The following is a 19504-nucleotide window of genomic DNA, read 5'->3' on the forward strand; positions in this document are numbered from 1 at the left end:
GTCGTGGCACCACACGGCGTCGACGACGTCGCGACCGTCATGGAGATCGCGACGGCGACCGGCGACCGGGTCACCGTGCGGGGCGGGGGGCTCAGCTCGGGGTCGGGGTCGAGCTCGTCCTTCCCACGGGCCGGGTCGTGTGGTTGTCGGACGCGAGCCCGGGCGAGGACGCCGACCTGTGGTGGGCCGTCCGGGGCTGCGCTCCCGCCGTCGGGGTGGTCACCTCGGCGACGTTCCGCACCCACGAGATCGGTCCCGTCTTCGTCGACCGGATGGTGGTGGGCCTGGACGCGCTCGCCACCTACTTCCAGGTCGCTCCCGAGCTGCCGCGGGACACGACGATGGGCGCGGTCCTCGGCTACACGCCCCTCTCGCCGGACGAGCCCGTGCTGTTCGTCTACACCGCGTGCGCGAGCACGGACGACGCGATCGTGGCACGCGCCCGCGCGGCGACCTCCGCCGTCACCGCCGGCTCGCGCCCCGCACCGCTGCACCGGTCCGAGTCCTCCGGCCGCTACCTGAGCGGGCTGCCCGAGTTCGCCATCCCGGGCCGCGACGGCGCCGAACCCGACCCGATCCGGCTGCCGCAGCCCGGGGACGGGCTCCGGCGTCTACAGCGTCGAACTGCGGAGCGGTTTCCCCGAGACCGAGGCCGAGACCGCCGCGGCCTTCGGCGGCAACCGGGCCCGGCTCCTGGCCCTGCGGGACCGCTACGACCCCGCCGGAGTGCTCGGCGGGCTGCCCCGCTGAGCTGATCGGTGAGGGCGACCGACGAACCTCCGGCCGACGGGTCCGATCCCCGCGGCGAGAGCCACGAGCAGGCAGATCCCGGTCACCACGAGCAGGTAGGCCGCGAGCCAGACGTGCTTGAACACCTCGAAGTAGCCGTCCCCGAGTACCGCCGTCGTGACGAGACCGAGTGCGGTGACCGCGCCGAGCCCAGCGGCCAGACACCAGCGGGCGGCAGCGGGTGCCCGCCGTCGCCAGGCGACGGTGCTGCCGGCAGCGAGGACGGCGAGCAGGACGAGTGCGGTGGGGAGCCACGGCGGGCGCCGGGTCCCGTCGAGGACCGCGCGGAGGTCGGGCTGGCGCGCTCCCGACCAGCCGGGGTCGCCGCCGGGCGGGGAGAACCGTGACGTGTCGGCCGGCCCCGAGGCCAGGTACGGCAGGTCGGCGCGGGTGGTGGCCTGCAACCCCACCCCCACGGCCCGGAACAGCGCGGCCGGGTGCCGGGCCAGCGTCTCGTACGCGGCGGTGCGGGTGGCGTCGGGCCGGTCGCGGATCGCCCGGGTCCACCACGGGGCGCTCGGATGCGGGGGCCCGTTGAAGTAGCCGGTGCCGGTGACCGCGGCGGCCTCCGGCGGCAGTCCGAGGTCGGCGGTGGCCCCGGGTCCGAGCTCGGTGAGGGCCAGGGTGAACACGAGGTCGTGCACGTTCGCGCCCTCGTAGACCGAGTCCTGGAACGCGACGGCGGCGCCGACGGGGACGGCCACCGCGAGCACCGTGACCACGGCGATCGCCGGGCCGATCAGCCGCCGCGGCCGACGACGGCCCACGGCGACCATGGCGCAGGCCACCAGAGCGACGACGAGCACCGGCACGTAGGCGACCTTCGCGGTGGCGGCGATCCCGCCGCCCAGGGCGGCCACGAGGACCGCGACGGTGCGGGCGCGCCGGTGCTCGGGGCGGGTGACCAGCAGCGCGGCGATCCCGCACGCCACCGCGAGGGCGCCCAGCAGCCCGGCCGGCTCGCCGTAGGTCGAGAGGAAGAACCGCGTGAACGGGCCGAGGGCGAGCGGGGCGACCGGCACGACCAGCACCGCCGCCCGCCACATCCCCGCCGCCGAGGCGGCCCACGCCGCCGCGGCCACCACGAGGCCGACAAGAGCGGCGTACCACCAGGCCACGCTGCCCAGCGCCAGCGAGCCCTGGTGGCCCAGCATCGCCGCCCGCACCACCAGCCCGGCCGACGAGGGCGTCGACCAGCACGTCGGGGTGCCGACGGCGAAGTCGGTGACGACCCCGCCCTTCCACGCCCCGAGCCGGTCGACCGTGGACGGCGTCAGGCCCGCGCCGCAGTAGAGCCGGTAGCCGTCGCCGTTGTCCTCCACCCCGAACGTCCCGCCGGTCGGCAGCCCCAGCGTGAGGACGACGACGAGGGCCGCGGCGACGCCCGCGCCGAGACCGAGGACGGCCCGGCGCCATCCGGTGCCGGCACCGATCTCCGCTGCCGCACCGGTCGTCACCGGGCCCATCGTGCCCGGGGCCCCGGGAGCGGCTCTCGTCGACCGCCCTCCGGCCACCACTGAGAGTCCGGTTGGACGACGCCCGGGCCCCCGACCTCGGGCTACTGTCGTTCAGGAGCCGACGACGGAGACGGGGGGTCGGACGGCGATGGGGCAGGACGTGTTCGTGGGTCCGGCAGAGCGGCCGGACAAGTATCGGCTGGTCCGCCTGGAGGGATCCGGAGGCGAGGCGTCGCTGTGGCGCGCCGAGGTGGATCTCGCGGGGGTGTCCGAGACCGTCGCGGTGAAGATGCTGCGGCCCGAGCACCACGACGACCTGACGCGGATCAGCGCCCGCTGGGCCGAGCAGGCCGAGCTGCTCCGGTTCGTCACCCATCCCTCGGTGATCGGGGTCCGCGAGCACTTCGAGGCCGCCCCACCGCACCCGGCGGCCGACCGTCCCGGCCGGCACGACGTCACCACGCCGGGGCCCGCGCTGTACCTGGTCATGAACTGGGTCCCGGGGCTGGCGCTGCGGGACTGGTTGTTGCTGCGCGAGGGGCGCGAGGGCACCGTCGCCGGGCTGCGCCTGCTCGAGCAGGTCGCCGACGCCCTGGAGATGCTGCATGCCGGCCGGGCCACCCCCTCGGGCCGCCCGGTCGTCCACGGCGACCTGTCCCCGGGGAACGTCATGGTCGACGACGAGGGCCGCGCGGTCCTGGTCGACTTCGGGATGGTCCGGCTCGCGGCGCACCACACCCGCGACGCGGCCGGCACGCCGGGCTTCACCGCCCCGGAGGTCTGGAGCCGAGGGGAGTACAGCCCGGCCGCGGACCGCTACGGGTTCGCCGCGCTCGGCTTCTACACCCTGCTCGGGACGCCGCCGCCCGCCGACGAGGACCAGATCGCCGAGCAGTTGTTCGGTCACCCGTTCCTGGCCAACACCCCGCCCGGACAGGCCGAGCAGATCCTCGGCGGGTTCAGCGCGGACCCGGCCCGCCGACCCCCGGTGCTCGAGTGGCTCCAGCACCTGCGAGGTGCCGCGTCCACCTCGGCCCGGGCGGTCGCGCCCACTGCGCCGGCGGGCGCCGACCGCGGCTCACCGCCCACGACGCGCCCGTACCGGGATGAGGACACCCGGAGCGACACGGTCTCGCGGACCCTGCGACGCTCCGGCCCCGGAACGGGGACCCAGCCTCGCGTCGAACGCACCGGGACCGAGGCCGCCGTCGACGTCGAGACCCACCTCGCCGACTGCCGGGACGGGCCCGGCGAACTGGTGTGGACGGCGCTGCTGAGCCGCCAGTGGGCGGTGGTGAGCACCTGGTGGACCAACCGCCACGGCGGCCGGACCTACCACGTGAAGCTCCGCGACCGGGTCGACGACTGGATCGTCGTGGTGGAGATGCGGCTGGGCGGCGAGGAGTCCAGCCAGCTGGTGTGGGCCAGCGGCGCAGGCGGCGCGATGACCGAGTGCTCCAGCGAGCTGGACCGGTGGCTCGCCCTGACCTGACCGGTGCGGCCGGGCGGGCGGTGTCGGGGGAATAGCCGCCCGGTCGTGCCTGGTTCTCGCCGTCATGAGGATCGGGATCATCGGTGCGGGCATGATCGGCGGCACACTCACGCGGCGGCTCGCCGCTCTGGGTCATGAGGTCCGGGTGGCGAACTCCCGGGACCCGGAGACGCTCTCCGAACTGGCGGCCGAGACCGGGGCGACCGCGGTGTGGGCGCGGGAGGCGGCCCTCGACGCCGACGTGGTGATCGTGAGCATCCCGCAGAAGAACACCCCGGACCTCGCGCCCGGGATCGTGTCCTCGGCCAAGCCGGGCGCGCCCGTCATCGAGACGAACAACTACTACCCGCAGCAGCGCGACGGCCGGATCGACGCGTTGGAGAACGGAACTCCCGAGAGCGTCTGGGTGGCGGATCTGCTCGGCATCGGGGTCCACAAGGTGTTCAACGGCATCTACTGGAAGCACCTGCTCGAGCGCGGAAGGCCCCGCGGCGAGGACCGCATCGCGCTGCCCATCGCGGGCGCCGACGGACCGGTCAAGGACACCGTGCTCGCCCTGGTCGACGAGCTCGGGTTCGACCCGGTCGACGCCGGGAGCCTCGAGGACTCCTGGCGTCAGCAGCCCGGCACCCCGGTCTACGGCAAGGACTACGACGTCGAGCGCACCCGCAAGGCCCTCGCCGAGGCCTCGCCCGAGCGTCCGGTCGAGTTCCGGGCCGGCTGAGCAAGGCCACGCACCCGCCGGCCGGCGCCTCTAGTCACGGGCCGGGTGGACCGCCGTGATGCCGGCGAGGACGAGGTCGAGCCCTTCGGAGAACTGCTCGCGGTCGTCGTGCCTGCGCATCTGGTCCGCGACGGTCCGGGTGAACGAGTAGTCGTCGGGGTCGAGTTCCTGCCATGCCCTCGACAAGGCATCGAGGAACTCGCCCCGATCGACGCCGGGCCCGAGAACGTGGGCGTTCGCGGCGTTCTGGACTGCGGCCCCGAGGATGTGCTGCACGAGCAGCGACGCCACGGTGAACCAGTTGCGCTGCGGCACGCCCAGCGCGCTGACCTGCCGGCCGATGCTCTCGAAGATCCTCGGTGTCGTCGCCTGCCACGAGCCGCCGGAGAGCTGCGCCGCGACCCACGGGTGTGCGTCGATCGCGTCGAACAGGCCCAGCGCGACGGCACGGACCCGGTCCTGCGGCGTCGCGCCCGGCGGCCCGGCGGGTTCGGCGGCCAGGGCGCCGGCGACGACGGCATCGGTCGCGGCGCCGAGCAGCTCGCCCTTGTTCGCGACATGCCAGTAGATCGCCCCGGGCCCGGTGGTGAGGCGCTCGGTGAGCGCCCGGAACGTCAGCCCGCCCTCGCCCGCCGTGTCGAGCACCTCCACGGCGGCCTCGACGATCCGCTCCCGGGAGAGCGCCTCCGCGCGCCGCGGTGACCTGTGCGTCCGTGATGTCACACCGGCCATCTTGACATGCGTGGAACGTCGTTCCAAGCTCCTTGTTGGAACGACATTCCAGAGATGCCGGCCGGGCCGCACCGGGCGCGGCCCCGATCCCTCGGAGGGACGTCATGCGCACCGTCACGATCATCGGCGCCGGACTCGGCGGTCTCGTCCTCGCCCGCGTCCTGCACGTCCACGGCATCCCGGCCACGGTCTACGAGGCCGAACCCTCACCGACCGCCCGCGCCCAGGGCGGGATGCTCGACATCCACGCCGAGAACGGCCAACCGGCCCTCGAGGCCGCCGGGCTGACCGAGCAGTTCCGCGGTCTCATCCTGGAGGGCCGGGAGCAGTTCCGGGTGCTCGCCCCGGACGGGACCGTGCTGTTCGACCAGCCCGACGAGGGCACGGGCGGCCGCCCCGAGGTGCAGCGGGCCGACCTGCGGGCGCTCCTGCTCGACTCCCTGCCCGGCGGCACCGTCCGGTGGGGCCGTCAGGTCGACGCGGTCCGGGCCCTCGACGGGGGCCGCCACGAGATCCGCTTCGCCGACGGCGCCACCGTCACCGCCGACCTGCTCGTCGGCGCCGACGGCGCGTGGTCCCGCGTCCGCCCGCTCGTCTCCGACGCCACTCCCACCTACGGCGGTACGTCGTTCGTCGAGACCTGGCTCGTCGACGGCGACACCCGCCACCCCGCCGCCGCGACCGCGGTGGGCGGCGGAGCACTGGCCGCGCTCGCTCCGGGGAAGGGCATCCAGGCCCACCGGGAGAGCGCAGGCACCCTCCACGCCTACGTGGCGCTCTCCCGGCCGCTGGGCTGGTTCGCCGACATCGACTTCACCGACTCCGCCGCGGCCATCGCGCGGATCGTCCAGGAGTTCGACGGCTGGGCCCCCGAGCTGACCGCCCTGATCACCGACACCGACGTCGCGCCGGTGCTGCGCCCGCTCAACACCCTCCCGATCGGGCACCGGTGGGACCGGACGCCGGGCGTGACGCTGGTCGGCGACGCCGCCCACCTCGCGCCCCCGAACGGCGAGGGCGCCAACCTGGCGATGCAGGACGGGGCCGAGCTCGGGAAGGCCCTGGCCGCGAACCCCGATGACGTCGAGGCTGCGCTCGCCGAGTACGAGCAGGCCCTGTTCCCCCGCGGCGCCGCGGCGGCCACCGACGGTTCCGAGCTCTACGAGCTCATGTTCGGCGACGACACCCCCCATCGCCTGATCGACATGTTCAGCGGCCAGGAGCAGTCGGTCTGAGCCCGCCCGCCGATCGGGGCCCCGTCGGCGGGCGGGCGAGGGCGCGTCTACTGCTGCGGGATGAGTCCGAGCTGCTTGAGCACGGTCACGCCGTCGTCGAGTCCGATCTCCTCGGTAATCAGGCCGTTCTCGACCCGCAGCACCGTGGTGCCGGTGAAGCGCATGCTCCTGCCCGACTCCGCGGGAAGCGAGCCGACCGGCAGGTCCTCGAACGCGGGGCCGGTGTGGGTGCCACCGCCCTCCCAGCGGCCGACGACGTAGTCGCCCTCGGCGATGAGGTCGGCCGTCCCCCAGAAGTTCAGGTCCGGGAACGCGGTCCGGAACTCCGTCGCGAATGCGCGGACCTCGGCCCGACCGCGGCACGGGGCGTGCAGGGAGTACTCGAACCGGATGTCGGGGGCGGCCACCTCGTCGATGACGGCGGGGTCGAAGTCCTTGCCCCAGAACTCGGTGAACCAGCGGCCGACAACGGCCTTGTTCTCTTCGGCGCCCATGAGCGTCTCCTTTTCGTCGATCTCCGTCGGACTGCCCCGGTGAACACCGCCCTCGACGGGAGGGTTGCATCGCCGGACGGGCCCGCGGTGTTCACTCCGGCGACGGCCCCGGGAGAAGGAGGACGACGTGCTCGATCTGTTCGGCCGACCCCGCCGCGAGGTGGGCCCCGGGGTGGTGCACGTGCCGGGCTGGCTCGACGAGGCGCGGCAGGGCGCCCTGGTCGAGGCCGCGCGGGGCTGGGCGGCCGAAGGACCCGGGGCCCGGCAGGCCGAGCTGCCGAACGGGGGCCGGATGAGCGTGTCGGCCGTGTGCCTGGGCTGGCACTGGATCCCCTACCGCTACTCGGCCACCCGCGATGATCAGGACGGGTCGCCGGTGACGCCGTTCCCCGGCTGGCTCGCCGACCTCGGCTCGGATGCCGTCGCCGACGCCTACGGGGACGCCGCCGCGGGCGCGGCCTACCGACCCGACGTCGCGCTGGTCAACTTCTACCGCGGTGACGCCCGGCTCGGGATGCACGCCGACCGCGAGGAGCGCGCACCCGATCCGGTCGTCTCGCTCTCGCTGGGCGCCGCCTGCGTGTTCCGGATCGGCAACACCGAGAACCGGGGCCGCCCCTACACCGACGTCCAGCTCGAGTCCGGCGATCTCGTCGTCTTAGGACGGGAGAACCGGCTGGTCCACCACGGGGTGCCGCGTCTGCTCCCCGAGCTCCCGGCCCCGCCGATCGGGACCGTCGACGGCGAGCGCATCAACGTGACCATGCGGGTGTCGGGTCTCCAGGCCCGCGGCGACCGATCACCCGGAGCCGTCAACACGGCGTAGAAGTGGGCGCCCGCGCGTCAAGAAGTCGTCAACGTCGGCCCCCGTGCGTCCTCGCCGAGTCCACGATCGCCGCCGGTTCCCGGGCTCGTCCGGGAACCGGAGACGTGGGGAGCGTGACGTGGAGGACCTGGTGTTCGCGGGCGTGCTGATCGTGGTGTTCGCGGTCCTGCTGCTCGCGGTGCGTGGGCTGGACCGGTTGTGATCGCGGCGAACGTCGTCGGGGGCCTGCTCGCGCTCGGTCTGCTGATCTATCTGGTGGTCGCCCTCGTGCGCCCGGAGCGGTTCTGATGAGCACGACGGGTGCGGGCCTGGTCCAGCTCGCCGTGCTCCTGCTGGCCCTCGCGGCGGTGTGGCGGCCGCTCGGGGACTGGATGGCCCGCGTCTACACCGACGACGGCCACTGGCGGATCGAGCGCGCGATGTACCGCCTCGTCCGCGTCGACCCCGGGTCCGAGCAGCGGTGGACCACCTACGCGGTGGCCGTGCTGGCGTTCTCGTTCGTCGGCGTCGTGCTGCTCTACCTGCTCGAACGGCTGCAGGCGGTCCTCGGGGCCGACCTCGGCCGGGGTGCGGTGTCGCCGTCGGTCGCGTTCAACACCGCGGTCTCGTTCGTGACCAACACGAACTGGCAGTCCTACGTGCCCGAGACGACCATGGGCCACGTCGTGGCGATGGCCGGGCTCACCGTGCAGAACTTCCTGTCCGCCGCGGTGGGCCTGGCGGTGGCGGTGGCGGTGGTCCGGGGCTTCGTGCGGACCGGTTCCGACCGCCTCGGGAACGCCTGGGTGGACATCACCCGCGGGTGCGTCCGGATCCTGCTCCCGCTGGCCGCGGTCGGGGCGGTGGTCCTCGTCGCCCTCGGCGTCGTCATGAGCCTGCGAGCCGGTGTCGACGTGGTCGGGCCCGACGGCCGGGCGTCGACCCTCGCCCTCGCGCCCGCCGCCTCGCAGGAGGCGATCAAGGAGCTCGGCACCAACGGCGGCGGCATCCTCAACGCCAACTCCGCGCACCCGTTCGAGAACCCGAACGGCGCGAGCGACATCATCGAGATCTTCCTGCTGCTGGTCATCCCGGTCTCGCTGACGCGGACCTTCGGGCGCTTGGTGGGATCGGTGCGCCAGGGTGTCGCGCTGCTCGGCGTGATGGCCACGCTGTGGGGTCTGATGCTCGCGGTCATCTGGAGCGCGGAGGCGAACGCGACCGGGCCGGCGGCCCTCGCGGCGGGCGCGAACCTCGAGGGCAAGGAGGTGCGCTTCGGGGTCCCGTCGTCGGCGCTGTTCGCCGACTCGACGACCGCGACCTCCACCGGCGCGGTGAACTCGCTGCACGACAGCTTCTCCGCCTTCGGCGGCGGTGGCGCGCTGCTCAACATGCTGTTCGGCGAGATGACGCCCGGCGGGGTCGGGACCGGCCTCTACTCGATCCTGGTCGTCGCGGTGGTCGCGGTGTTCCTGGCCGGGCTCATGGTCGGACGGACCCCGGAGTACCTGGGCAAGAAGCTCGGGCGGCGTGAGGTGACCTGCGCGGCCGTCGTCGTGCTCGCCATGCCTGCGCTCGTGCTGCTCGGGACCGGGCTCGCCGTGGTGCTGCCGTCCACGGGCGAGGCGCTCGGCAACGACGGTGCCCACGGCCTCTCCGAGGTGTTCTACGCGTTCGCGTCGGCCTCGAACAACAACGGCAGCGCGTTCGGCGGGCTGACCGTGACCGGCGGCTTCTTCCAGACCGCCCTGGGCGTGGCGATGCTGCTGGGCCGCTTCGTACCGATCGTGGCCGTCCTCGCCCTGGCCGGATCGCTCGCGCGGCAACCCCGCGTGGAGCCCGGCCCCGGGACGCTGGCCACCGACAAACCCCTGTTCACGGTGCTCGTCGCGGGCACGGTCGTGCTGGTCGCGGCGATCACCTTCTTCCCGGCGCTCGCCCTGAGCCCGATCGCGGAGGGACTGTCATGACCGTGCTCACCGGGCGGCCGCCCGCAGCGGCCGGCGGCGTCCACGCCGGGCGCACCGGCCGCGCCGTCGGGGCAGGCGCCTTCCGGCCCTCCCAGCTCTGGGGCTCGATGCCCCAGGCGCTGCGCAAGCTCGACCCCCGCGTCCAGGTCCGCAACCCGGTCATGTTCGTGGTCTGGGTCTCCTCGCTCGTGGTGACCGTCTCGGCGATCGTCGACCCGAGCGCGTTCGCCTGGCTGGTCGCGGTGTGGCTGTGGTTCACGGTGCTGTTCGCGAACCTCGCCGAAGCCGTCGCCGAGGGCCGCGGTCGCGCGCAGGCCGACGCCTTGCGCCGCACCCGCACCGACACGGTGGCCCGGCGCCTCGTCGGCGGGCACAGCGAGGAGGTCGCCGCGACCGCGCTGCGGATCGGTGACCACGTCGTCGTCGCGGCGGGCGAGATCGTCCCCGGCGACGGCGAGATCGTCGAGGGCATCGCCACCGTCGACGAGTCGGCCATCACCGGCGAGTCCGCCCCGGTGGTCCGCGAGTCCGGCGGGGACTTCTCGTCGGTGACCGGCGGGACCACCGTGCTCTCCGACCGGATCGTCGTGAGGATCACGACCAGGCCGGGGGAGTCGTTCGTCGACCGCATGATCGCCCTGGTCGAGGGTGCCCAGCGCCAGAAGACCCCCAACGAGATCGCCCTGACGATCCTGCTCGCCGCCCTGACGATCGTGTTCCTGCTCGCCGTGGTCGCGCTGCAGCCGATGGCCGCTTACTCGGGTCAGCAGCAGTCGCTGGTCGTGCTGGTCGCGCTGCTGGTGTGCCTGATCCCCACCACCATCGGGGCCCTGCTCTCCGCGATCGGCATCGCCGGCATGGACCGCCTGGTGCAGCGCAACGTGCTCGCCACCTCGGGCCGGGCGGTGGAGGCCGCGGGCGACGTGTCGACCCTGCTGCTCGACAAGACCGGCACCATCACCTACGGCAACCGCCGCGCGACCCGGCTGCACCCCCTGCGCGGGGTGGAGCCCGACGACCTGGCCGCCGCGGCCCGGCTCTCCAGCCTGGCCGACACCACCCCCGAGGGCCGGTCGGTGGTCGCGCTCTGCCACGCCGCGTTCGGGCTGGCCGGGGACGCGACGGCCGACGAGGCGGTCGCCGAGTTCGTCCCCTTCTCCGCCCGGACGCGGATGTCGGGCATCGACCTGGGCGGCCGCGAGATCCGCAAGGGTGCGGTCTCGGCGGTGCTGACCTGGGCCGGCGGGTCCGGCGAGGAGGAGGAGCTGCGCGAGATCGCCCAGGACGTCTCGTGCCGCGGCGGGACCCCGCTGGCGGTCGCCGACCGTGACGGCGTCAAGGGACTCATCGAGCTCACCGACGTGGTCAAGCCCGGCATCGCCGAGCGCTTCGCCGAACTGCGGACGATGGGCATCCGCACCGTCATGATCACCGGGGACAACCCGCTGACGGCCCGGGCGATCGCCGACGAGTCCGGCGTCGACGACTTCCTCGCCGAGGCCACTCCCGAGGACAAGCTCGAGCTGATCCGCCGCGTGCAGTCCGGCGGCCGGTTGGTGGCGATGACCGGGGACGGCACCAACGACGCCCCCGCCCTCGCGCAGGCCGACGTCGGGGTGGCGATGAACTCGGGGACCGCGGCCGCGAAGGAGGCCGGCAACATGGTCGACCTCGACTCCGACCCCACCAAGCTCATCGGGGTGGTCGAGGTCGGCAAGCAGATGCTGATCACCCGCGGGGCGCTGACCACGTTCTCGGTGGCCAACGACCTCGCCAAGTACTTCGCGATCCTGCCCGCGATGTTCCTGGCGATCTATCCGCAGCTCGGGGCGCTGAACATCATGCGGCTGGCCACCCCGCAGAGCGCGATCCTGTCCGCGGTCGTGTTCAACGCGCTCGTCATCATCGCGCTCATCCCGCTCGCTCTGCGCGGCGTGCGCTTCCGGCCCAGCACGGCCGACTCCCTGCTCCGCCGCAACCTGCTGGTCTACGGGCTCGGCGGCGTCGTCGTGCCCTTCGTCGGCATCTACCTCATCGACCTCGTCGTCCGGCTCATCCCGGGGATCGGCTGACCATGACCACGACCGTCTCCACGCCCCCCGACCGCGACGCGGCGCACTCGACCCCGGCGCTCCGCCCGTCGATGCTCGGCCGGCAGGCCGCGGCCGCGCTGCGCCTGCTGCTCGTGCTCACCGTGCTCCTCGGCGGGATCTACCCGCTCGGCATCTGGGCCGTCTCCCGCCTGCCCGGGCTGCACGGCCCGGCCGAGGGATCGTTGATCAGCGCCCCCGGCGCCGCGCCCCGCGGGTCGTCGCTGATCGGCATCGACCAGGTCCCGGCGAACCCCGCCGCCGACCCGTGGTTCCACACCCGCCCGAGCGCGTCGTCGACCGCCGACGACGGTCTCGGGCCCGCCGACCCCTCCACCTCCGGCGGGTCCAACAAGTCCGCCGACTCCGCCGACCTCGTGACGGCGATCGACGCCCGCCGGGCCGCGATCGCCGCCCGCGAGAGCGTCTCCCCACCGGCGGTACCCGCCGATGCGGTCACCGCGTCCGGCTCCGGGCTCGACCCCCACATCAGCCCGCCCTACGCCGCGCTGCAGGTCCCCCGGGTCGCCCGGGTGACCGGGCTGCCCGTCGAGCGGGTGCGGGACCTCGTGGCCGGGGCCACCGACGGCCGGTCGCTCGGGGTGTTCGGCGAGCCCGGGGTGAACGTTCCCGACCTCGACGCCGCCCTCGCGGCGGCGGCGCCGGGAATCCGCTGAGCGGAGCACGATGGACGACATGGACGACGCGTCGGCACCTCGCCGTGGCGAACTGCGCATCCACCTCGGCGCCGCTCCCGGTGTGGGCAAGACCTACGCCATGCTCTGCGAGGCGCACCGGCGGGTCGACCGGGGCACCGACGTCGTCGTCGGGCTGGTGGAGACCCACGGCCGCGCCAGGACGCAGGCGCTGCTCGAGGGCCTCGAGGTGGTGCCGCGACGGCACGTCGAGCACCGCGGCACCGAGCTGACCGAGCTCGACGTCGAGGCGGTGCTCGCCCGCGCCCCCGAGGTGGTGCTCGTCGACGAGCTCGCGCACACCAACGCCGCCGGCAGCCGCCACGCGAAGCGGTGGGAGGACGTCGAGGACATCCTCGCCGCCGGGATCGACGTCCTCTCCACGGTCAACGTCCAGCATCTGGAGTCGCTCGGTGACGTCGTGGAGCGCATCACCGGAGCCCGTCAGCGCGAGGCCATCCCGGATGCGGTGGTGCGCGCCGCCGACCAGCTCGAGCTGGTCGACATCACCCCGGAGGCGCTGCGCCGGAGGATGGCCCACGGCAACATCTACCGGGCCGACACGATCGACGCGTCGCTGTCGAACTACTTCCGCACCGGCAACCTCATCGCGCTGCGGGAGTTGGCGCTGCTCTGGGTGGCCGACCAGGTCGACGTCGCGCTGCAGCGCTACCGCACCGAGGCCCACATCGACGAGGTGTGGGAGGCCCGCGAGCGGGTCGTCGTCGCCGTGACCGGCGGGCCGGAGAGCGCGACCGTGATGCGCCGTGCGGCCCGCATCGCCCAGCGCGCGAACGCCGCCGACCTCCTCGTGGTCCACGTGCTGCGCGGCGACGGGACCGGGGCACCGGGCGGGCGCGACACCGCCTCCGGTGCCGAGCTGCGCCGGATCGCGGACGGCCTCGGCGGCTCCTTCCACTCGCTGGTGGGCGACGACGTGCCGTCGACGCTGCTGGAGTTCGCGCGCGGCGCGAACGCGACCCAGCTGGTGCTCGGGACGTCGCGGCGCTCCCGATGGGCCCGGTTGCTCGACCCCGGCATCGGGGCCCGCGCGACGGCCGCGTCGGGCTCCATCGACGTCCACCTCGTCAGCCACGACTACGCGGGCAGCGCCGTGCGCGGGGGAGGGCCGGGCGCCCGCGGGATCCACCTGCCCCGCAGCCGCCGGGTGCTGGGCTGGCCGCTGGCCGTGCTCGCGCCCGCGCTGGCCGGTGTGCTCGGCGTCGTCGGCCGCCACCTGGTGGGCCTGCCCACCGACGTCACGCTGTTCCTGCTGTCGACCGTCGTGGTGGCCCTGGTCGGCGGTCTCGGTCCCGCGCTGCTCGCCGCCCTGCTCGGCGGCGGGCTGCTCAACTTCCTGCTCACCCCGCCGCTGTACACGTTCTCGATCGCGTCGTCGGAGAACGTCGTCGCCGTCGGGACGATGGTGCTGGTGGCCGTGCTGGTCGCGCTGGTGGTCGCCCGCGCCGACCGGCGGGCCGTCCAGGCCGCGCAGGCCAGGACCGAGGCGACCCTGCTCGCGTCCTTCGCCCGCGTCGTCCTCACCCGCTCCGACCCGCTGACCGAGCTCCTCGACCGGGTCCGGGAGGCCTTCGGGCTCGGATCGGTGGCGCTGCTCGAGCGCGGCACCTCGGGAACCTGGACGGTGTCGGCGTCGGTGGGCGATCCGGCCGTCGCGCGGCCCGGGGACGCGGACGCCGACGTCGAGGTGGACACCGACGTCCATCTCGTCGGGTGCGGCAGGACCCTCTCGGCCGACGAGCGCCGGCTGTTCGGCTCGGTCAGCGGGCAGGCCCTGCTGGCGCTGCGGAACCGGCGGATGGCCGCCGAGGCCGCGGACGCGCAGCGTCGCGCCGACGCCGCGGGGCTGCGGACCGCGCTGCTCTCCGCGGTCGGCCACGACCTGCGCACTCCGCTGACCACGATCAAGGCCGCCGCCGGCACACTGCGCGACCCCACCCTGCGGGTCTCGAGCGACGACCGCCGGGAGCTGCTCGCCGTCGTCGAGGACTCCGTCGACCGGCTCGGCGGGCTGGTCGACAACCTGCTCGACTCCTCGCGGCTGGCCACCGGCGCGGTGACCCCGCAGCAGGGGCCGGTGGGCGTGGCCGAGGTCGTCGCGCTCGCCCTGGCCGGGCTCGAGGTCGACACCGCCCGCGGCGTGACCGTCGACGTGCCGGAGACCCTCCCCGACGTCCTGGCCGACGCGGGCCTCGCCGAGCGCGTCGTGGCCAACCTGCTCGACAACGCCGTGCGCCACGCAGGCGCCTCGGGCGTCGCGGTCCGGGCCAGCGCCTACGACGAGCGGGTGGAGCTGCGCATCGTCGACGACGGCCCCGGGGTGTCGCCGAAGGCCCGGGACAAGCTGTTCACGCCGTTCCAGCGCCTCGGTGACCGCGACACCGGCACGGGCGTCGGGCTCGGTCTGCACGTGGCCCGGGGGTTCACCGAGGCGATGGGCGGAACCCTCACCCCCGAGGACACCCCGGGAGGCGGGCTCACCATGGTGCTCTCGCTACCGACCGCCCCCGTGCTGTCGAGCCACGGCGGCCTCTGAAAGGTTTTTTTCGCGGTCGTGTCGAAGGACGTCGATCCCGTTCGTCGTCCGGGTGAGAGACCGGCAACGGGCCGGTCGCCCCTCACCGGAGGCCCACGATGTCCGTCACCACCGCTCCCACGACCGCCACCACCACCACCGTTCCCGCGAAGTCCGTCATCGGCGGCGGCCTGATCGCCGTGTGCCTCGCCGCGGCCGCGACCGCGACCGTCGCCGCCGTGGGCCAGTTCGCCGGGATCAGCCTCGACGTCTCCGGGGCGCCGATCCCGGTGCCCGGGTTCGCCGTGCTGACCGCCATCTTCTCGGTGGTGGGCCTGCTGCTCGCGCTGGGCCTGCGTCGCTGGGCGCGCCGTCCGCGGATCGCGTTCGTCCGCACCACGATGGTGCTGACGGCGCTGTCGCTGGTGCCCGACGTGCTCGCGGACGCCGCGACCACCACCAAGATGCTGCTCATGGTGACCCACCTCGTCGCCGCTGCGATCGTGATCCCGGTGGTCGCGCGGCGCCTGTCCGCCTGACGGCCGTCCGACTGTCCGCCCCACGGTTCGAAGGAGTCCCGCCGTGACGCAGTACCTGCTCGCCGTCCAGTACGACGAGAGCCAGCCGGAGTCCGACGAGGAACTGCAGACACAGATGGCCCGGACGGGCAAGGTCACCGACGAGATGCGGGCCGCCGGTTCGTGGGTGTTCGTCGGGGGCCTGCAGGGTTCGCACGCCACGACGGTCGTCCGTCCCGGAAACGGCACGACCACCATGACCGACGGCCCGTTCGCCGAGACGAAGGAGCAGCTCGGCGGGTTCTGGGTGATCGAGTGCGACGACCTCGACCAGGCGCTGTCCTGGGCCGGGAAGTGTGCGATCGCCTGCGGGTGCCCGATCGAGGTACGCCCGTTCGACGGCTGGTCGCAGGGCTGATCGGCAGATGGACCTGGACGCCGTCTACCGGGCGGAGTACGGCCGGTGCGTGGCCACGCTGACGCGCCTCCTCGGCGACATCGGGCTCGCCGAGGAGGCCGTCCAGGACGCGTTCGCCCTGGCCTTCCAGAAATGGGACGACGCACCGCCGCGCAACCCCGGCGCGTGGATCGTGACCACTGCCCGCAACCGGGCGATCGACCGCCTCCGGCGGGAATCCACCCGGGAGGACCGCCACGCGCAGGCGCTGCTGCTGCAGGAATCCGACGAGCCGGAGGAGGTGGGACCGGTGCGCGACGACCAGCTCCGACTGATCTTCACCTGCTGCCACCCGGCGCTGTCGCCGACGGCGCAGACCGCGCTCACCCTGCGGCTGCTGGGCGGGCTCGAGGTGGCGGAGATCGCGCGGGCCTACCTGGTGCCGGAGGTGACGGTCTCCCAGCGGATCGTCCGCGCGAAGAAGAAGATCCGTGACGCCGGCATCCCCTACCGGGTGCCCGCCGCCGCCGAGCTCCCCGATCGCCTGGCCTCGGTGCTCGCCGTGCTCTACCTGGTCTTCAACGAGGGGTACACGTCCACGTCGGGTGAGCTGCTGCGGACCGACCTCTGCCTCGAGGCCGTCCGACTGGCCCGGGCGCTCGCCGATCTGATGCCCGACGAGCCGGAGGCCATCGGGCTGCTGGCGCTGCTGCTGCTCACCGAGGCCCGGCGGCCCGCGCGGGTGGGTCCTGCGGGCGAGCTGGTGGTGCTCGCGGAGCAGGACCGGTCGGCCTGGAACCGCGAGCTGATCGCCGAGGGGCACGAACTGGTGCGGCGGTGCCTGCGCCGGGCCCGACCGGGGCCCTACCAGCTGCAGGCCGCGATCAACGCCGTGCACACCGACGGTCCGGAGACCGACTGGACGCAGGTGCTGGCGCTCTACGACCAGCTGCTGGACCACCACCCGACCGCGATCGTCGCGCTCAACCGAGCGGTGGCCGTCGCGCAGGTGCACGGACCGGCGCCGGCGCTGGCCATCGTCGACGAGCTGGACATCCCGGGGTATCACCTGCTGCCCGCAACCCGCGCGGACCTGCTCACCCGCCTCGACCGCACCTCGGACGCCGTCGCCGCCTACGCCGAGGCCATCAGCCTGGCCACGAACGACACCGAACGGACCTTCCTGGAGACCAGACGGGCGCGCCTGACCGGTTGAGCGCTCAGCCGGTCCGCTCGGAGGACCGGTCGTCCCGCAGCACCGCCGCGTTGGCGTCGACGTGGTGGGCGAGGGCGGCCTGGCCGTCGGCCACGTGGTCGGGGTCGCCGCCCCAGGCCTCCAGCGCGGGGCTCACGAGCGCCCGACCGAACGAGAACGTCAACGGCCAGGACACGTCGAGCTCCTGCAGGGCGGCGAGGTTCGCGGTCGCGGTCTCGGGGGACTGGCCGCCGGAGAGGAAGGCGACCCCGGCGAGCCGGGGCGAGACGGCGCAGCGCAGCACCTCCACCGTGGCCCGGGCGACCTGGGCGGGCGAACTCTGCTGCGGGCACTCCGCCCCGGGAAGCACCATGTTCGGCTTCAGCACCATCCCGGCGGGGTCGACGCCCGCGGCGGTGAGGGCCCGGGTCACCGACAGCAGCGTGGACTCGGTGATCGACGCGCACTCCGAGAGGGAGTGCGCGCCGTCCATGAGGACCTCGGGCTCGACGACGGGCACCAGTCCGGCCTCCTGGCAGGAACGCGCGTAGCGGGCCAGCGCGTGGGCGTTCGCCGCCTGGGCCCAGCGGGTCGGGGTGGTCCCGCTGATCGTGAGCACGGCCCGCCACTTCGCGAAGCGGGCCCCCATCTCGGCGTACTCGGCCAGGCGGTCGTCGAGGCCGTCGAGTCCCTCGGTGACGGTCTCGTCCGGCGCTCCCGCGAGGGGCTTGGCGCCGGTGTCCACCTTGATCCCCGGCAGGATCCCGAGCTCGGCGCAGGCCACGGGGAACGGCCGGCCGTCGGTCAGGCTCTGGCGGAGCGTCTCGTCGCACAGGATGACCCCGCTCGCGCCGTCGGCGAGGCCAGGCGTGGTCACGAGGAGCTCGCGGTAGTCGCGCCGGTTCGTCCCGGTCGGCGCCACCCCGGCCCCCTCCAGGCGCTTCGACATCGTCGAGATGCTCTCGTCGGCGGCGAGGATCCCGCGCCCGGTGCCGACGAGCTCACGGGCAGTCGCGTGGAGGGGGGTCGTGACGGTGCTGGTGGTCATGGCGTCCTCCGATGGCGGGGCACGCGGCGGTCGCCGGTGGCCGGGCGGACGGTACGCCCGCGTCGCTCGACCGCACGTCCCTCAGGCGGTGGAGGGACGAGGGGGAGACGCGCGCCGGTCGGCGCCGACCCTCGTCGATCTCCCCCCTCCTCCCCACCGCGAGAGGGAGGTCCCGGCCCGGCCACCGACCTAGCCTCGAGATCACCTGCCGAGGGCTCCGAGCTCCGCGTCCTGGACGTGCGCAGGCCCGAGGAGGACGCGGATGGTCGCCGACCGCACGACCCTGGCCCGGTTCCTGATCGAGCAGCGCCGCCGTCACGCCGAGACGAGCGGTGAGCTGAACGCCGTGATCCTCGACGTCGCGCTCGCCTGCAAGGCGATCGCGAAGCGGGTGGCGCTCGGGGCGCTGGGCGAGGTGCTGGGCGCCGAGGCCACGATCAACGTGCAGGGGGAGGTCCAGCAGACCCTCGACGTCGTCGCGAACGACCTGTTCCTCCGGGTGAACGAGTGGGGTGGGCAGCTGGCGGGGATGGTGTCCGAGGAGCTCGCGGAGCCCCACCACATCCCGGCCCGGTACCCACGGGGGAAGTACCTGCTCGCGTTCGATCCGCTCGACGGGTCGTCGAACATCGACGTCAACGTCGCGGTCGGCAGCATCTTCTCGATCCTGCGGGCTCCGGTGGAGGGCGTCGACGCCGACGAGGCGGACTTCCGGCAGCCCGGCAGCCGGCAGGTGTGCGCGGGCTACGCCATCTACGGCCCGTCCACGGTGCTCGTCCTCTCGGTCGGCGCCGGCGTGCACGGCTTCACGCTGGAGCCCGGCCTCGGGGAGTTCGTCCTCACCGCGCCGGACATGCGGATCCCGGAGACCGCCGCGGAGTTCGCGATCAACGCATCGAACCGGCGCTTCTGGCATCCCGCGGTGCGCCGGTACGTCGACGAGTGTCTCGCCGGCCGGTCGGGGCCCCGGGAGAAGGACTACAACATGCGCTGGGTGGCGTCGCTCGTGGCCGAGCTCCACCGGATCCTGACCCGCGGCGGCGTGTTCCTCTATCCCGACGACACGAAGGATCCGGCTCGCACCGGCCGCCTGCGGCTGCTCTACGAGGCCGCGCCCGTCGCCTTCCTGGTCGAGCAGGCCGGCGGCCGGGCGAGCACCGGACGCGACCGGATCCTCGACGTGGTGCCCGACGAGCTCCACCAGCGGATCCCGCTCGTCTTCGGCGCGGCCGAGGAGGTCGAGCGGGTCGAAGCGCTCCACGCCATGGAGAACGGGGCCGAGCCCGCATTGTTCGGCGCCCGCGGCCTCTACCGGGCCGACGGCTGA

19 protein-coding genes are annotated in these 19504 nt (G+C 74.0%); 15 read left to right on the plus strand and 4 right to left on the minus strand.

Going from position 1 to position 19504, the window contains the following annotated elements; genetic code table 11:
• The first annotated feature begins 137 nt into the window (after positions 1-137).
• Positions 138-755, plus strand: a complete 618-nt coding sequence (locus VGI02_RS09275; protein ID WP_331627043.1) for a hypothetical protein — start codon at positions 138-140, stop codon at positions 753-755.
• Here VGI02_RS09275 and wsfD read toward each other — a convergent pair.
• Complete coding sequence (wsfD, locus tag VGI02_RS09280) at positions 711-2246, minus strand: glycan biosynthesis hexose transferase WsfD (RefSeq protein WP_331627044.1); 1536 nt, start codon at positions 2244-2246, stop codon at positions 711-713. The two genes, VGI02_RS09275 and wsfD, sit on opposite strands and share 45 nt — an antisense overlap.
• A gap of 166 nt (positions 2247-2412) precedes the next feature.
• On the opposite strand from wsfD, the gene VGI02_RS09285 reads away from it, so the two are divergent.
• Positions 2413-3738, plus strand: coding sequence for a serine/threonine-protein kinase (locus VGI02_RS09285; protein WP_331627045.1), 1326 nt, complete (start codon positions 2413-2415; stop codon positions 3736-3738).
• Positions 3739-3802: 64 nt separating this feature from the next.
• On the plus strand, positions 3803-4462 hold the full coding sequence (locus tag VGI02_RS09290; protein ID WP_331627046.1) for an NADPH-dependent F420 reductase: 660 nt from the start codon (positions 3803-3805) through the stop codon (positions 4460-4462).
• A gap of 30 nt (positions 4463-4492) precedes the next feature.
• Here the strand turns inward: VGI02_RS09290 and VGI02_RS09295 are convergent, their stop codons facing one another.
• A complete protein-coding gene (locus VGI02_RS09295) occupies positions 4493-5194 on the minus strand; it encodes a TetR/AcrR family transcriptional regulator (protein ID WP_414638228.1) in 702 nt (233 codons plus the stop codon).
• Between the two features lie 104 nt (positions 5195-5298).
• Here VGI02_RS09295 and VGI02_RS09300 point away from each other — a divergent pair, with 104 nt between their 5' ends.
• Positions 5299-6429 carry an FAD-dependent oxidoreductase gene (locus tag VGI02_RS09300; RefSeq protein WP_331627048.1) on the plus strand — a complete coding sequence of 377 codons (1131 nt, stop codon included), beginning with the start codon at positions 5299-5301 and terminating at the stop codon, positions 6427-6429.
• Between the two features lie 47 nt (positions 6430-6476).
• Here VGI02_RS09300 and VGI02_RS09305 read toward each other — a convergent pair whose 3' ends face one another.
• Positions 6477-6923, minus strand: coding sequence for an ester cyclase (locus VGI02_RS09305; RefSeq protein WP_331627049.1), 447 nt, complete (start codon positions 6921-6923; stop codon positions 6477-6479).
• A gap of 127 nt (positions 6924-7050) precedes the next feature.
• Between VGI02_RS09305 and VGI02_RS09310 the strand changes: the two genes are divergently transcribed.
• The 10 genes from VGI02_RS09310 (at position 7051) to VGI02_RS09355 (ending at position 17150) form a co-directional block, all read left to right on the plus strand.
• Positions 7051-7749, plus strand: a complete 699-nt coding sequence (locus VGI02_RS09310; protein WP_331627050.1) for an alpha-ketoglutarate-dependent dioxygenase AlkB family protein — start codon at positions 7051-7053, stop codon at positions 7747-7749.
• Positions 7750-7792: 43 nt separating this feature from the next.
• Positions 7793-7951 (plus strand): hypothetical protein, encoded by a 159-nt coding sequence (locus VGI02_RS09315; protein ID WP_331627051.1) that lies wholly within the window; start codon positions 7793-7795, stop codon positions 7949-7951.
• Positions 7948-8037, plus strand: a complete 90-nt coding sequence (gene kdpF, locus VGI02_RS09320) for a K(+)-transporting ATPase subunit F (protein ID WP_331627052.1) — start codon at positions 7948-7950, stop codon at positions 8035-8037. The genes VGI02_RS09315 and kdpF overlap by 4 nt, the downstream gene beginning before the upstream one ends.
• On the plus strand, positions 8037-9698 hold the full coding sequence (gene kdpA, locus VGI02_RS09325; protein ID WP_331627053.1) for a potassium-transporting ATPase subunit KdpA: 1662 nt from the start codon (positions 8037-8039) through the stop codon (positions 9696-9698). The genes kdpF and kdpA overlap by 1 nt, the downstream gene beginning before the upstream one ends.
• On the plus strand, positions 9695-11770 hold the full coding sequence (gene kdpB, locus VGI02_RS09330) for a potassium-transporting ATPase subunit KdpB (RefSeq protein WP_331627054.1): 2076 nt from the start codon (positions 9695-9697) through the stop codon (positions 11768-11770). Before kdpA ends, kdpB begins: the two co-directional genes overlap by 4 nt.
• A 71-nt stretch (positions 11771-11841) precedes the next feature.
• Complete coding sequence (locus tag VGI02_RS09335) at positions 11842-12465, plus strand: potassium-transporting ATPase subunit C (protein ID WP_331627078.1); 624 nt, start codon at positions 11842-11844, stop codon at positions 12463-12465.
• A gap of 10 nt (positions 12466-12475) precedes the next feature.
• On the plus strand, positions 12476-15040 hold the full coding sequence (locus VGI02_RS09340; RefSeq protein ID WP_414638229.1) for a sensor histidine kinase: 2565 nt from the start codon (positions 12476-12478) through the stop codon (positions 15038-15040).
• A gap of 98 nt (positions 15041-15138) precedes the next feature.
• The gene (locus tag VGI02_RS09345; RefSeq protein ID WP_331627056.1) at positions 15139-15558 is read left to right on the plus strand and encodes a DUF6069 family protein; all 420 of its coding nucleotides are present in this window, start codon (positions 15139-15141) and stop codon (positions 15556-15558) included.
• A gap of 43 nt (positions 15559-15601) precedes the next feature.
• The gene (locus tag VGI02_RS09350; protein WP_331627057.1) at positions 15602-15955 is read left to right on the plus strand and encodes a YciI family protein; all 354 of its coding nucleotides are present in this window, start codon (positions 15602-15604) and stop codon (positions 15953-15955) included.
• Positions 15956-15962: 7 nt separating this feature from the next.
• Positions 15963-17150 (plus strand): RNA polymerase sigma factor, encoded by a 1188-nt coding sequence (locus tag VGI02_RS09355; RefSeq protein WP_331627058.1) that lies wholly within the window; start codon positions 15963-15965, stop codon positions 17148-17150.
• A 4-nt stretch (positions 17151-17154) separates the two neighbouring features.
• On the opposite strand, the gene VGI02_RS09360 is transcribed toward VGI02_RS09355, so the two are convergent.
• A complete protein-coding gene (locus tag VGI02_RS09360; protein WP_331627059.1) occupies positions 17155-18177 on the minus strand; it encodes a class I fructose-bisphosphate aldolase in 1023 nt (340 codons plus the stop codon).
• 262 nt (positions 18178-18439) lie between these two features.
• Here VGI02_RS09360 and VGI02_RS09365 point away from each other — a divergent pair, with 262 nt between their 5' ends.
• Positions 18440-19504 (plus strand): class 1 fructose-bisphosphatase, encoded by a 1065-nt coding sequence (locus VGI02_RS09365; protein ID WP_331627060.1) that lies wholly within the window; start codon positions 18440-18442, stop codon positions 19502-19504.

Source organism: Actinomycetospora sp. (genome assembly GCF_036497245.1).
Classification (GTDB): Bacteria; Actinomycetota; Actinomycetes; order Mycobacteriales; family Pseudonocardiaceae; genus Actinomycetospora.